Below are 14,073 nucleotides of genomic sequence, written 5' to 3'. Positions count from 1 at the left end.
TATTTCCATGCAGTTTTAACATTCCTTGATTCAAAAAGTCCTCTAATCACGTACACGACGTTTTATTCTTCTTATCAGTGGAGACCTTCTCTTTTTTGGTAAAGGATTTCCTGTAAATCATAATAGGAAGCATCCCGAGAATGAAACCTGCCAAACCAAAAACTTCTACCCTGTCAACACTATAGCCAATGATGATACCCAATGCTAAACAGAAAATAAATAACGCTCCGAGATGATAGATTCGCATATCCTCTATCCCCTTTTTTCCTATTATATGAAGAAAACATGTAAAGGTACGTAACTATTTAAAAGGCTTACTACCATTTCTCCCTTCATCATATAAATATCTTTTAAAATTCCGCTATTTTTTATAATTACTTTATTGTTGCATTTTTGATAACGGTTACAACTCTGAATCCCGATGTATTCTAAAAATTCGCTATTGCCTTACTTCCCTTTTCATGTTTAAATAAATTCAATATACATTAGGAAGCGTAGAGGTGGTTAGATGGAAGAGAAGGTTTCTGTAGGATTATTAGGCCTCGGTGTCGTTGGGTCAGGTGTTATTCATCTGATTGAAGATCACCAGGAAAAATTAGCGCACCAATTGGGCTGTGAAGTTAAAGTTGTTAAAGCGCTTGTACGTGATATAGAAAAGGCAAGAAATATTGATGTGAACCAGGAAATTTTAACAACAAATCCCGATGATGTTCTTGAAAATCCAGCTATTGATCTTGTTATTGAAGTAATGGGCGGGATTGATCATACAAGAGAATATATTTTAAAAGCTTTTTCTAATAAAAAACATGTTGTATCAGCTAACAAAGATCTGGTAGCGGTTCATGGTCCTGAGTTACAGGAAGCCGCAGTAAAAAATAAATGCGACTTTTATTATGAAGCAAGTGTTGCCGGCGGTATTCCTATACTACGAGGTATTAATGAAGGATTATCCTCCGACCACATTCAAAAAATAATGGGGATTGTCAATGGGACAACCAACTATATTTTAACAAAAATGGATGAAGAAGGTGTAAGCTACGAGGATGCTCTTGCGGAAGCACAGCGTCTTGGTTTTGCCGAAGCAGACCCGACATCTGATGTAGAAGGCTTGGATGCAGCCCGGAAAATGGCTATTCTTGGCCGCTTGGCATTCTCTACTCCTGTCGATTTACAGGATGTTGATGTAAAAGGAATTCATGGTATTGAATTAAAAGATCTCCGTTATGCTTCGCAGCTGGGGTATACGATGAAGCTTATCGGGTTCGCCAACTTTTTTGACCAGGAGTTAGAAATAAGTGTGCAGCCAACTTTACTGGCAAAAAACCACCCGCTGGCAAGCGTTAAAAATGAATACAATGCCGTTTATGTTTACGGTGAAGCAGTTGGTGAAACCATGTTCTATGGCCCTGGTGCCGGCAGTCTCCCGACAGCAACAGCGATTTTATCCGATGTTGTTGCAGCAATTAAAGCCATGCGTCTTGGTGTATCAGGAAAGCAGTTAAATGACATGCAATTTCCAAAAACATTACTTCCAAAAGATAAGCAGCATGGTCAATATTATGTCCGCCTATGTGTGGAAGACAAGACTGGTGTGTTCTCAGAAATTTCATCGATTTTTCATTCACAGGACATCAGTTTCCAGCGGATTCTGCAGACACCAGTGGATGAGAAAGATTCTGCAGAAATTGTATTAGTTACACACGACACACCTTACTCTCAATTTGAACAAGTGCTGAATCAGCTGGAAGCATTTGATGCAGTGAATGAGATAAAGAGTTACTATAAAGTAGAAGGAGATGCGTAAGATGGCTTGGAAAGGGTTAATTGAAGAATATCGTGACTTACTTCCTGTTACAGATAAAACACCCGCTTTATCATTATTAGAAGGAAATACTCCTCTTTTTCATTTTCCAAATCTATCAAAGGAACTGGGAATTGAATTATATGGGAAGTTTGAAGGCTTAAACCCGACCGGGTCATTTAAAGATCGTGGAATGGTAATGGCTGTTGCCAAAGCAATAGAAGAAGGATCAGGATCTGTTATTTGTGCGTCCACCGGAAATACCTCTGCTGCAGCTGCAGCATATGCCGCCCGGGCTGGAATCCGAGCAATTATTGTTATTCCAAAAGGAAAAGTCGCACTAGGGAAGCTTGCTCAGGCTGTTATGTACGGAGCTGAAATCGTTGAGATTGAAGGTAACTTTGATCAGGCGCTCCAGCTCGTTCGTAAAATCAGTGAGAAATCACCAATTACTCTAGTAAACTCTGTAAACCCATATCGTTTGGAAGGTCAAAAAACAGCAGCATTTGAGGTTTGTGATCAGTTAGGAGAAGCTCCTGATATTCTGGCAATTCCTGTTGGCAATGCGGGAAACATCAGTGCCTACTGGAAAGGCTTTAAAGAATACAATGCATCAAAAGGAACAGCTCTTCCAAAAATGTTTGGTTTTGAAGCAGAAGGTGCAGCAGCAATTGTCAGAAATAAAGTTGTTGAAGAGCCGGAAACAGTAGCAACGGCGATTCGAATCGGAAATCCTGCCAGTTGGGATTTAGCTGTCCAGGCCAGAGAAGAATCAGGTGGAATGATTGGCTCTGTCACAGATGACGAGATTATTTCTGCTTTCAAACTCCTACCACGCAAAGAAGGTGTTTTTGCAGAGCCGGGCTCAGCTGCTTCTATTGCAGGTGTTATCCAGCAGGTGAAAGCAGGTAAAATCGCTGAAGGCAGCAAAGTTGTTGCCGTGTTAACCGGTAATGGATTAAAAGATCCGCAAACTGCTATTGATCAATTAACCATTGATCCTGTCACACTTTCAAATGATGAAGATGCTATTCTTGAATATTTAGAGAAGATGATTACATCATGATGCCGTTCCGCATTTCTGTACCTGCAAGCAGTGCTAATCTTGGCCCTGGTTTCGATTCCATGGGCCTTGCATTAGGCTTGTATATTCATTTAGACGTAGAGAGTGCAGATCATCATGCATTTTTTGCACATGGTTCTGAGGAGTCAGAGGAAAATCATTTTATCTGGAATATTACGGAACAGGTGGCTGAACGATACGGGGTAAGCTTACCTCCTTGTAAAGTGCAGGAAACTAGTGAAATTCCACTGGCCAGGGGACTCGGAAGCAGTGCCTCCGCAATCGTCGCAGGAATTGAGCTCGCTAATCAGATTGGCAATTTGCAATTAACAGATGTACAGAAACTGGCGTTTGGAACGGAAATAGAAGGGCATCCAGATAATATTGCACCTGCTTTATTTGGAGGATTAACAATTTCCACAATGCTTGAGGATGATATTCCATCTGTCCGATTAAATGACATCGAGTTAGATTTAATTGCATATATCCCTGAAATCGAACTGAAAACCGAGATTGCCAGAGATTGTCTGCCAGATACATATGAACGAAATTACGCAGCAAGAGCCAGTGCGATGAGCAATCTGGTTGTAGCTGCACTCTACTCCAAAGACTATGCTTTGTTTGGAAAGATGCTTGAGAATGATTTATTTCACGAGCCTTTCCGTAAATCACTTATCCCCAATTTTAATATTATCCGTAAAAAAGCAAAAGAAGCCGGAGCATATGGCACAGCCCTAAGCGGTGCGGGCCCAACGATGCTTTCTTTTCTACCGAAAGGAAATGGGGAAAAAGTTAAGAATGAGATGACAAAGCAGCTTGAGGGTTATCAAGTAAAGCTTTTAGAGATTGATACAAAAGGAGTTTCTATTTCCTAGGATATATAAAAGACAAAAATGTGCAAGAGTTTATGGGAGACTCTTGCACATTTTTTAAATAATTTCATTATAGATTTGACCATTATTATTTCGAATATCTATGATTTTCAAGCGGTTATCATTTTTAACAAAGATGGTTTTATAATATTTTTCCCCATCAATTTCATAAAACATCACGCGGGTTCCCTTGTTGTCTGTTTCAACAAGCACATCATAATCGCCTTCCTCTATCTGCTGCTCGATAACCTCCTGTTCTTCATATTCATAGGTATCTTCATCCGCCACCAGATCTGAATCGTTGTTTTCCTCTTCCTCTGAAGTATCCTGCGACTCTTCAGGCACTTCTTCCGTAGATCTATTAGAAGGATGTTCTTCTGTTGCTACATCATTTGTTTCTGATTGACAAGCACTGATAATTAGTAAAATAATCAGAAGCCCTGCTATTTTTAAAATGTTTTTCATTTTCCTACCTGCCTTTCCATCACGACATACTGAATTATAACAAATATTGCTATTACCTTTATTCCATAAACATAGGTGATTCTACAGGAGAAAATTCAAAACGTCAAGGTTTCAATGTAATGATAAATAAAAAAGAGACAGATAAAACAAGCTTCCCATCTGTCTCTGCATAATTTTTTATTGTTCTATATAGACATCTTTTAACAGCAAGTATTTTGTAGGAAGCATTTCTAAATTCTTCACTGAATTATTCACAGCCATTAAATAATCCTTATGCATTATATAAAGCATTGGCGCTTCCTCAACAAGTAATTCCTGCGCTTCCTCATAGATATTAAACCGTTCTTCCTCATCCAGCTCCTGAAGTCCTGCAACTAATAATTCATCTAGTTCTTCATTTTCTATAAAGAAACGGTTGCCGGCAGAGCCATGATTATCTGAATGGAACAGCGGTCTTAAGCCTGCATCAGCATCTCCTGTACCTGTTGACCAGCCCATAAGAAACATCTCATGCTCCCCGTTATTAATTTTTTCCTGATAAGAACCCCATTCAAACATTTCAATGCTTACTTCTATTCCGATTTCTTTTAACTGTGCTTGAATATTAGTAGCAATATCAGTACGCTCACGAGTTTCATTGGTCCAAAGCGTTGTTGAAAATCCATCCGGATACCCAGATTCTTCCAGAAGTTCTTTAGCGGCATCAACATCATATTCCAGCCCTGTTAATCCCTCTGCCGAGCCAACAACATCCGGTGCTAATGGCCCTGCAGCTTCCTGGGCATAGCCATTTGCAACACCATCAATAATCTGTCCTTTATCTACAGCCATAGAAATAGCCTGCCGGACTCTTTTATCACTAAATGGTTCCTTATTCATATTAAATCCTAAAAAGTCTAACGAAACACTGCTTTGCTGGTATACCTCTAAATTTTCTTCCTGCTCAATCTGATCAATATCTGAAGAGCTGAGCGGATTTGAAATATGTGATTCTCCAGCATGTAATTCAGCAATTCTTGTCAGATCCTCCGGTACAACCTTAAAGGTCACCGAATCTAACTTAGCTTCTCCATCCCAATAGTCTTCATTTTTTATTATTCGGATATATTGACCCGTCTGCCATTCATCAAATTTAAAATAACCTGTTCCTATCGGATTTGCATTAATAACAGATCCTGGACTCTCACCATCCTCCATTGCAGCATAATCTTCCTCAATTTGCTTTGGTGAGATCATTGCCCCTATGGAGTGCGCCAAATGGGCTGGTAAACCAAGAATTGGATATTCAGTTTTAATTTGCACCGTATAATCATCCACCGGTTCAATCTCTTCAATCATTTCAATTAAATAAGAAGCTGGAGCTCCAACCTCAGGGTCTAAGGAACGCTCCAGATTTGCCTTCACTGCTTCTGCATTGAAAGGCTCTCCATCATGGAAGGTGACACCTTCCTGAAGCTTGAACTCCCACGTCGTGTCATCAACAGTGTCCCATTCTGTTGCCAAACTTGGCTGCAAATTCATCTCTTGATCATATTTAACTAATTTTTCAAAAATATTATATTGCACATCAAACGACGGTACATCATTTGCTCCGGCAGGATCTAAGGAAACAGCATCAGAAACTGTAGCAATAACAAGGTCTCCTCCTGACTGCTCTCCGCCATCGCCAGATGTATTTCCTTCTGACTCATCCGGTTCACTGGCACAGGCAGCTAATACCAGCATACTTAGTGCAATAATAAGCATGCTCCACAAATTATTTTTTCTCTTCATATACTCATCCTCTCTATAATATAAATTCTCTTGCTCAAATCTTACCTAAAAAAGATAGAGCTGCTGCTATAAATCAGCAGCTGCTCTTATTTTAAAATCAAATATTTTCTGTTGCCTTCAATATACTTTATTGCTCTAAATACACATCTTTTAACAATAGCATTTTTGTAGGCAGCATTTTTAAGTTTTGAACCTCTGTTCTTTCAGCAAGAAGGTAATCCTTATGCATAATGTAGACCATAGGTGCTTCATCAATTAGTAATTCCTGTGCTTCTTTATAGATTTCTAATCGCTTCTCTTCATCTACTTCCTGGCGTCCTGCATCCAATAGTTCATCTAAGTCGTCATTTTGTAAGAATGTGCGGTTGCCGGGAGGTCCCAGATTATCCGAATGGAATAACGGTGCTAAACCAAGATCAGCATCTGCTGTACTGTTTGACCAGCCCAAAATAAACATATCGTGATCGCCGTTACCAATCTGTTCAAGATACGCGCCCCACTCCATCATTTCAATACTGACATCAATCCCGATTTCTTTTAACTGCGCTTGAGCATTCGTAGCAATATCTGCGCGCTCCCGCGTTTCATTCGTCCAAAGCGTTGTTGAGAACCCATCAGGATATCCCGCTTCTGCTAAAAGCTCTTTTGCAGCATCAACATCATATTCTAATCCTTTTATACTTTCATCATAACCAAATACACCAGGAGAAAGCGGTCCTTCCGCCTCTAACGCATATCCATTTACAACACCATCAAGAATTTGTCCTTTATCTAATGCCATCGATATTGCCTGACGGACACGTTTATCATCAAATGGTTCTTTTTGTGTATTAAATCCGATATAGTCTAGAGACACACTGCTTTGCTGGTACATTTCCAAATCTTCAGATTGTTCGACCTGACCGATGTCTGAAGAGCTTAACGGGTTAGAAACATGCGAATCTCCCGTCTGTAATTCTGCCAATCTTGTTAAATCTTCAGGAACCACTTTAAACGTTACAGAATCAAGTTTTGCTGCTCCATCCCAATAGTCTTCATTTTTTACAAGGCGAATATATTGACCAGATGCCCACTCGTCAAATGTAAAATAACCTGTACCAATTGGATGTGCATTAATAACAGATCCAGGATTTTCTCCATCCTCCATTGCCGCATAGTCTTCTTCAATCTGTTTCGGCGAAATTATAGCTCCCATAGGATGCCCTAAATTAGCCGGAAGACCTGGGAATGGGTACTCTGTTTTAATATGAACTGTATAGTCATCAACCACCTCAACATCTTCAACCATTTCAACCATGTTAGCAGTTGGATATCCTACATCAGGATCCATCATTCTCTCAATATTTACTTTTACTGCTTCTGCATTAAAGGGCTCGCCATCATGGAAGGTTACACCTTCCTGCAGCTTGAATTCCCAAGTTGTATCATCAACCTGATTCCACTCTGTTGCCAGACTCGGAATTAAATTCATGTCTTCATCATGCTTTACCAGCTTTTCAAAAATGTTATACTGTACGTCAAACGAAGGTACATCATTTACTGCGCCCGGATCTAAAGAAACTGCATCTGAAATTGTGGCAATTACCAAATCTCCACCTTCCTGGGCTTGTCCACCATCTCCCGAGTTTCCTCCTGACTCATCTGGTTCACTTGCACAACCAGCCAACACTAAAGCTGCCATGATAATGCTCATAAAAAATGCTAAGTAAAACTTTTTCATGCTGTCTCCTCCTGTTATGTTAAATCTTCATTCCGTAAGACTCCTGATTTTTCTCTCACGGAATGAGCATTTTAACAAAATTTCCCGATGTATTATTTTAAATACTGATTCATAAACTCAACAATTTTTGTATTCATCAGAATGTGATTTTCCAATTTTTCTGTCTGATGTCCTTCATCATCAAATATAATCAGTTCAACATCCTTATTTTGTTTTTCTAAGTCACTTGTCAGCTGTTCTGCTTCAGATACTGGTACACGCGTATCGTTTCTTCCATGGAAAATAAGAAGCGGCACTTCTATCTTATCTGTATGATTTAATGGTGCAATTTCTTCAAAGAAGTCCACATCATTTTCCAATGAACCATACTCTTGTTCACGCAGCCTTCTCCTCCAAGGACCCGTATTTTCCAAAAATGTACGGAAATGGCTGATACCTACAATATCAACAGCGGCAGCCCAAAGCTTTGGATAGTGTGTAATTGCTGCCAGCACCATAAATCCTCCATAGCTTCTTCCCATAATCCCTACATGGTCTTTATCTGCCTGATGATTTTCTATCAGGTCTTTAACAAGGTAATTCAAATCAGCAACAGAATCCATACGCTTACGGACATCATCTAATTGTACATATTCTCTACCGTATCCCATACTGCCGCGTACATTTGGAGTAGCAACTGCATAGCCTTGTGCAGCCAGAAATTGAATAACCGGATTGTATTCATTCCTTATTTGACTTTCCGGTCCGCCATGAACATGAATCATCACCGGCTGATTTGCATGCTTCTTGCCATATAGAAAATAAGGAACTTCCAATCCGTCAAAGGATGTAAATTGATGGAGCTCTGGTTCCACCCATTGCTTGGCAATCTCTGAATCCGGTGTCACATGTGTTAACCGGGTTGATTGATCTGCAGTAATTTCGACCTTCCATATGTCACCCGGAATGACAGCACTCGTTACGCCTGTCAATAATGCATCCTCATTTAGCCAGCCGAGAGATTGATAAACACCTGATGGAATACTCTCTATTATTTTCACGGAGTTATCTTCCAGATAATAAGCGGCTAATCGGGAACTTCCTCCTTTGTTCAAAGAGTAAGCAAGCTTTGTTTCATCCGGGGAAAGTTTTATTTCTTCAATATCCCATTGATCATCCTTAAAAAGATAATCAATCTGCTGCGGTGAATTAAGTGAAAAAGAAGCTATGGCTAATGTATTTCTACCTTCGTCTGTAACTAAATATCCTGCAGTTCCATCCTTTTTAAGCTGGACAGAATGATATCGTGCAGGTATGTCTGCATTACCAATTAGTGTTGTCTCTCCTGACTCTATGTCTAAAATATGTAATTGGTTATCAATATTTGAGACTTTCACACTGATAATGAGACCATTTCCATTTTTCGTCCAGCATAGCGCCGTACAATTCGTATCCGTTTCATATACAGTTTGTTCTTCTCCTGTTTCCACATCACAAACAAAAATATCAAAATAACCCGGATGTCTGCGATTACTTGCAAAGGCGATCTTCTTTTCATCAGGCGACCATCCGCCAAATTCATGGAAATGATCTTTGGAAATCACTAAATCTTCTACCGTTTGTCCTCTATCCCTTGTTATATAAAACTGCTGTTTCTCATTCCCCTCAAAATCAGAAGCGATAATAGATTTCTTCCCCGATGGAGAATGATATACCTCCAGGACACGATCGGACATCGTTGTAAAAGCTTCTACTTCATTTTGTTTATTCAGCGTCCAGGCCTGAGGTCTGCCTGTAAGGTTAGCCAGGAAAGTAAATTCATCCGACCCGCCAATTTTTTGGGGATTGTATGCTCCCTTAGCAGTCAAATATTCCAGCAGAGCTGTCTCGTCTTTCTCTTGCATGTAATCCCTCCAATGTTGAATATTTAATCATTTTACTATACGATAAAGTAAAACTATTACAAGTCTACTTAAATTTGGCTATTATCTGAATTTAATTAATAGACTTATAATAAGTTGATTATAGATTAAAGATTTGTAGAAATCAATATTATTTTGTCAAAGGAGAGTACATATGTTTGTAATTACAGGAGCAACAATTTGGAATGGCAAGGAAGAAATACTCGAGAATACTAACCTTTTTATCCGCGATGGAAAAATTGAAAAAATCTCTGAGGAATTAGATGCGTCAGATGCTTACCGTAAAATTGACGGGAAAAATTACATTGTTACTCCGGGGTTTATTGATGTGCACACGCATTTGGGAGTATCTGAGGAAGGAGTCGGGCAGGAGGGCGCTGATTTTAATGAAACCTCTGACCCCGTTACACCTGAAGTAAGAGCAATAGACGGTATCAACCCTCGTGAAGAAGGTCTGAAAACAGCCAGAAAATCTGGAATTACAACTGTTCAGGTAATGCCGGGAAGTGCCAATGTGATTGGCGGAGAAATGTCTGTTTTAAAAACAACCGGTCATATTGTTGATGAGATGATAATTCGTCAGACATCAGGAATGAAGGCTGCAACTGGTGAAAACCCTAAGAGATTTCACGGTTCGAAAGGAAAAATGCCGACTACCCGGATGGGAGTTGCAGCAGTATTAAGGAAAAAACTGCTGGAAGCAAAAGCATACGCGGAAAATGAGAATCCGAAATGCGATCTTGGTTTAGAGCAATTAGCAAAAGTGATAAATAAAGAAATACCTTTACGTGTTCACGCTCACCGTGCAGATGATATTATCACTGTACTCCGCTTAAAAAGAGAATTTGATATTGATATAACGATTGAACACTGTACAGAAGGCCATTTTATCGCTGATTATATTGCAAAGCATGATGTTATGGTTTCCGTTGGTCCAACAATGTCTTCCCGCTCTAAAGTAGAGCTGAAGGATAAAAGCTGGAGTACAATTAAAACATTAATGGATGCCGGTATATCCTGCTCTATTACAACAGATCATCCTGTTGTCGGAATCGAATACCTGCTGACCAGTGCAATCCACGCTATCAAAAATGGACTGACTGAACAGCAGGCTTTAAAAGCAGTTACATCTAACTCAGCCAAACACCTTGGGGTCGAGGATCGTGTAGGAACACTTGAAATCGGAAAAGACGCTGATTTTCTGCTTTGGGAAGGAAATCCGTTTCATCCGCAATCTAGCTTGAGCCATGTATTTATCAATGGTGAAGAAATAACAGACTAAATCAAAACAGCAAAAAGAAGCAGGAGAATTTATGTTGCGACTCTCTGCTTCTTTCTTTTCTCCTATTTACCCCATTAACGCTGTCATCAAAGCCTTTTGAGCATGCAGACGATTTTCAGATTGCTGAAAGACAACAGAGTGTTTCCCATCAATAACTCCTGCTGAAACCTCTTCCCCGCGATGTGCTGGAAGACAATGCATAAATGTTACATCTAGTTTAGCTTCAGCAAGCAGCTCTTCATTTACCTGATACTGCTGAAATTCCTGCACGCGCTGTGTCTGTTCTGCCTCTTGTCCCATGCTAGCCCATACATCTGTATAAATAACATCAGCATCTTTAACAGCTGCAGCCGGGTCGTTACTCCATTCAATGGTTGCACCGTGCTCTCCGGCGAATTGTTTCGCTCTTTCCGTAACCTGCTCCTCTGGCTTATAATTATCCGGTGTTACTGTAACAATATGCATACCCATTTTTGCAGCGCCAATCATTAAAGAATGCGCCATATTATTTCCGTCACCAATATAAACAATCTTTTGCCCCTGCAGCACACCTTTAACCTCTTTGATTGTCTGCAAATCTGCTAATACCTGACAAGGATGATACAGATCAGTCAGTCCATTGATTACAGGAATACTTGCATACTTTGCCAGTTCCTCCACATCAGAATGATTATAGGTGCGAATCATGATTCCATCCAAATAGCCGGACAGCACCTGTGCTGTATCTGCGATTGTCTCTCCTCTGCCGATTTGAATATCCTTGGAGCTTAAGAAAATTCCCAATCCGCCAAGCTGATAAATACCTGTTTCAAAGGAGACACGGGTTCTTGTCGAAGCTTTTTCAAAAATCATGCCTAGTGTTTTGCCCTTCAATGGTTCAAAAATAACACCATCTTTACGCTGTTTCTTTTGATAGTCTGCCAATTCGATTAAATAATCAATTTCATCTTTTGTATAATCGGCAAGTGTTAGAAAGTCTCTGCCTTTTAACTCCTGTTGCTGAAATTGGATTTGATTTGCTGTCATTCACGTACACCTCTTCAAAATGTTGTTATGCATTATTATGCAATAAAAAGAATATTTATTCAATAGGTTTTTAGATTTTTATTATCTTTTTATTGAATTTGTTGGTGAGCGTATACATTCTTCCTCAAGAACAAAAGCGCAGAGCGCCTGCTTAAAAACGTAGAGATTGTAGCGGCGCAACTGAGATAAAGGAAACACGGTGAGGTAACGAACCGATGTTGACTTATTGTAGGGCACGACGTGAAATCTCTAAAGTTTGGCGCTCGGAGCTGGATACGGCTGCTTTTCTATAAATAGTTATCCACAAGGCAATAATTCTATAATTTCCTAGACAACAAAAAAAGCATTTTTACAACAAGCCTCGTAGTGTTGTAAAAATGCCTCAGTAAAACTTATCCTTTTACTTGAATAACTGCTACCTTCAAATAATTCCCCTGCTTAAAATGCTTATCTACTGCAAAATCACCTGGCAATGAGAACTCTTCCAAAATCGTATATTTCTTTTGTTTCGCCTGAAATCCTCGATGAATCATATCTTTGAACTTCTTCATCCCGAAGGAGGCTGTGTTGGTGGAAGCAATAATCACTCCGTTTTTTTCCAGCAGATCAATAGAATTCTCTATCAGCTCCGGGTAATCCTTCGCTGTCCGAAATGTTCTTTTCTTAGAGCGCGCAAAGCTTGGCGGATCAAGAACAACAACATCATATTGCAGATTCTTCCGTTTGGCATATTTAAAATAATCAAATACATCCATCACAATAATATCCTGCTGCTCAAAATCAATGCCATTTACACTAAACTGCTCAACCGTCTTACTTTTACTTCTTTTTGCTAAATCAACACTGGTGGTTTTCACAGCACCGCCTAATGCAGCTGCCACAGAGAAAGCCCCGGTATAGGAAAAGGTATTCAACACATGCTTACCCTTGGCATATCTGTCACGCAATGCTTTTCGGACGTCACGCTGATCTAAGAAAATGCCGACCATTGCCCCATCATTCAGGTAAACAGCATAGTTCATTCCATTTTCTTTCACCATCAGTGGAAATTCGCCCCTTGTTCCTTTTACAAAATCATCATCTTCTACATACTGTCCTTTTGTATCAAAACGTTTCTTCTCGTAAATCCCCTGATAGTCATCCAGCTCGTCAAAAACTTGTATAATCCAGTCTTTAAACGCATAGATTCCTTCACTGTACCACTGAATAACGTAATAGCCATCGAAATAGTCAATAATTAATCCGCCAATACCATCACCTTCTCCATTGAACATGCGAAAGGCTGTTGTTTCTTCGGCTTGATAATAAGAACGTCGTTTATTCATAGCACTGAGCAGCTTCCGTTTAAAGAAACTTTGATCAATGGTTTCTTCCTGTTTAAAAGTTAATACCCAGCCCATACCTTTATTTTGGCGGCCTGCATATGCCTGTCCTAAAAATTCGCCCTGGGATGTATGCAGTGCAATGATCTCTCCTTCGCTAAGCTTATGGGGCTCATCAATAGCTTCTTCCAAAATTAATGGGTTTTGCTGTTTGATATTTTTTACATAGGATTGCTTTACCGTTACTCGCTTCATCATTTCACCCTTATTCCTAATTTGTTTCAGGATCTTCAATCACTGCAAAAACACAGGTATCTCTGAGTTCCCCATTGTCTTCTCTATCATCATTTCTTAAAATCCCTTCCAGCTCATACCCGGCTCTTTCAGCAACTGCTTTACTTTTCCCGTTTTTCGTATCACACCGGATTTCCACACGATTTGCATCCAGCTCCCGGAATGCAAAGGCAGTCAGTCCTTTTACCAATTCTGTAACATAGCCTTTTCCACTATGCTTTGTATCAATCCAATAACCAATTTCAAATTTTCGTACTTCCCAATTAATACGATGTAATCCGCTGGAAATAATAAATTCTCCGCTCTCTTTATCAAAAGCATGAAATCGTAAATCCTCACGTGCTAAAAAGTTCAAATAAGCCTCTTTTGTTGTCTTTTTTACATCTGATTCCGTCTGCTCCTGCCGTGCAAATGGGAGCCAGGGCTTTAACTCATTGATAGAGTCCTGCATCGCCTTATAAAGCGGCTGCCAATCTTCCGGCTTCGGCGCCCGGATGACCAGCCTTTCGGTTTCAAATTGATCTGGAAATGTTAACAGTATAGGCTCCATTGTA

12 protein-coding genes are annotated in these 14,073 nt (G+C 39.8%); 4 read left to right on the top strand and 8 right to left on the bottom strand.

The features are described from left to right. Window positions 1-46: 46 nt before the first annotated feature. On the bottom strand, window positions 47-247 hold the full coding sequence (locus tag MHH51_RS04505) for a hypothetical protein (RefSeq protein WP_339284708.1): 201 nt from the start codon (window positions 245-247) through the stop codon (window positions 47-49). 261 nt (window positions 248-508) lie between these two features. Here MHH51_RS04505 and MHH51_RS04500 point away from each other — a divergent pair, with 261 nt between their 5' ends. The 3 genes from MHH51_RS04500 to thrB are packed head-to-tail and all read left to right on the top strand — an operon-like array spanning window position 509 to window position 3,739. After that, window positions 509-1,804 (top strand): homoserine dehydrogenase, encoded by a 1,296-nt coding sequence (locus MHH51_RS04500; RefSeq protein WP_147210846.1) that lies wholly within the window; start codon window positions 509-511, stop codon window positions 1,802-1,804. A gap of 1 nt (window position 1,805) precedes the next feature. Further along, window positions 1,806-2,867, top strand: coding sequence for a threonine synthase (gene thrC / locus MHH51_RS04495; protein WP_339284706.1), 1,062 nt, complete (start codon window positions 1,806-1,808; stop codon window positions 2,865-2,867). Then, entirely contained in the window at window positions 2,864-3,739 is an 876-nt protein-coding gene (gene thrB / locus MHH51_RS04490; protein ID WP_147210844.1) for a homoserine kinase, read from the top strand. Before thrC ends, thrB begins: the two co-directional genes overlap by 4 nt. A gap of 54 nt (window positions 3,740-3,793) precedes the next feature. Here the strand turns inward: thrB and MHH51_RS04485 are convergent, their stop codons facing one another. The 4 genes from MHH51_RS04485 to MHH51_RS04470 all read right to left on the bottom strand — a co-directional run bounded on the left by MHH51_RS04485 (window position 3,794) and on the right by MHH51_RS04470 (window position 9,577). Next, a complete protein-coding gene (locus MHH51_RS04485; RefSeq protein ID WP_339284704.1) occupies window positions 3,794-4,201 on the bottom strand; it encodes a hypothetical protein in 408 nt (135 codons plus the stop codon). A 177-nt stretch (window positions 4,202-4,378) separates the two neighbouring features. Next, window positions 4,379-5,974 carry a glutathione ABC transporter substrate-binding protein gene (locus MHH51_RS04480; protein WP_147210842.1) on the bottom strand — a complete coding sequence of 532 codons (1,596 nt, stop codon included), beginning with the start codon at window positions 5,972-5,974 and terminating at the stop codon, window positions 4,379-4,381. Between the two features lie 127 nt (window positions 5,975-6,101). Continuing rightward, window positions 6,102-7,694, bottom strand: a complete 1,593-nt coding sequence (locus MHH51_RS04475) for a glutathione ABC transporter substrate-binding protein (protein ID WP_339284702.1) — start codon at window positions 7,692-7,694, stop codon at window positions 6,102-6,104. A 92-nt stretch (window positions 7,695-7,786) separates the two neighbouring features. Beyond that, window positions 7,787-9,577 carry a S9 family peptidase gene (locus tag MHH51_RS04470; RefSeq protein WP_339284701.1) on the bottom strand — a complete coding sequence of 597 codons (1,791 nt, stop codon included), beginning with the start codon at window positions 9,575-9,577 and terminating at the stop codon, window positions 7,787-7,789. Between the two features lie 172 nt (window positions 9,578-9,749). Between MHH51_RS04470 and MHH51_RS04465 the strand changes: the two genes are divergently transcribed. Then, window positions 9,750-10,877 carry an amidohydrolase gene (locus tag MHH51_RS04465; protein ID WP_147210839.1) on the top strand — a complete coding sequence of 376 codons (1,128 nt, stop codon included), beginning with the start codon at window positions 9,750-9,752 and terminating at the stop codon, window positions 10,875-10,877. Between the two features lie 66 nt (window positions 10,878-10,943). Here MHH51_RS04465 and argF read toward each other — a convergent pair whose 3' ends face one another. The 3 genes from argF to MHH51_RS04450 all read right to left on the bottom strand — a co-directional run bounded on the left by argF (window position 10,944) and on the right by MHH51_RS04450 (window position 14,069). After that, window positions 10,944-11,903 (bottom strand): ornithine carbamoyltransferase, encoded by a 960-nt coding sequence (argF, locus tag MHH51_RS04460; protein WP_147210838.1) that lies wholly within the window; start codon window positions 11,901-11,903, stop codon window positions 10,944-10,946. 392 nt (window positions 11,904-12,295) lie between these two features. After that, window positions 12,296-13,480, bottom strand: coding sequence for a class I SAM-dependent rRNA methyltransferase (locus tag MHH51_RS04455; protein ID WP_186813665.1), 1,185 nt, complete (start codon window positions 13,478-13,480; stop codon window positions 12,296-12,298). A gap of 16 nt (window positions 13,481-13,496) precedes the next feature. Beyond that, on the bottom strand, window positions 13,497-14,069 hold the full coding sequence (locus MHH51_RS04450; RefSeq protein ID WP_147210836.1) for a GNAT family protein: 573 nt from the start codon (window positions 14,067-14,069) through the stop codon (window positions 13,497-13,499). Window positions 14,070-14,073: the final 4 nt, after the last annotated feature.

This window comes from Oceanobacillus sp. FSL K6-3682, from assembly GCF_037976165.1.
Lineage (GTDB): Bacteria > Bacillota > Bacilli > Bacillales > Amphibacillaceae > Oceanobacillus > Oceanobacillus sojae.
The sequence above is the reverse complement of the archived record's forward strand: the minus strand, read 5'-3'. Positions and strand labels throughout refer to the sequence as shown.

Bases quoted from the DNA above. Each gene is read 5' to 3' on its own strand.
- MHH51_RS04505 (WP_339284708.1), bottom strand. From the start codon at position 247: ATGCGAATCTATCATCTCGGAGCGTTATTTATTTTCTGTTTAGCATTG.
- MHH51_RS04500 (WP_147210846.1), top strand. From the start codon at position 509: ATGGAAGAGAAGGTTTCTGTAGGATTATTAGGCCTCGGTGTCGTTGGG.
- thrC (WP_339284706.1), top strand. From the start codon at position 1,806: ATGGCTTGGAAAGGGTTAATTGAAGAATATCGTGACTTACTTCCTGTT.
- thrB (WP_147210844.1), top strand. From the start codon at position 2,864: ATGATGCCGTTCCGCATTTCTGTACCTGCAAGCAGTGCTAATCTTGGC.
- MHH51_RS04485 (WP_339284704.1), bottom strand. From the start codon at position 4,201: ATGAAAAACATTTTAAAAATAGCAGGGCTTCTGATTATTTTACTAATT.
- MHH51_RS04480 (WP_147210842.1), bottom strand. From the start codon at position 5,974: ATGAAGAGAAAAAATAATTTGTGGAGCATGCTTATTATTGCACTAAGT.
- MHH51_RS04475 (WP_339284702.1), bottom strand. From the start codon at position 7,694: ATGAAAAAGTTTTACTTAGCATTTTTTATGAGCATTATCATGGCAGCT.
- MHH51_RS04470 (WP_339284701.1), bottom strand. From the start codon at position 9,577: ATGCAAGAGAAAGACGAGACAGCTCTGCTGGAATATTTGACTGCTAAG.
- MHH51_RS04465 (WP_147210839.1), top strand. From the start codon at position 9,750: ATGTTTGTAATTACAGGAGCAACAATTTGGAATGGCAAGGAAGAAATA.
- argF (WP_147210838.1), bottom strand. From the start codon at position 11,903: ATGACAGCAAATCAAATCCAATTTCAGCAACAGGAGTTAAAAGGCAGA.
- MHH51_RS04455 (WP_186813665.1), bottom strand. From the start codon at position 13,480: ATGAAGCGAGTAACGGTAAAGCAATCCTATGTAAAAAATATCAAACAG.
- MHH51_RS04450 (WP_147210836.1), bottom strand. From the start codon at position 14,069: ATGGAGCCTATACTGTTAACATTTCCAGATCAATTTGAAACCGAAAGG.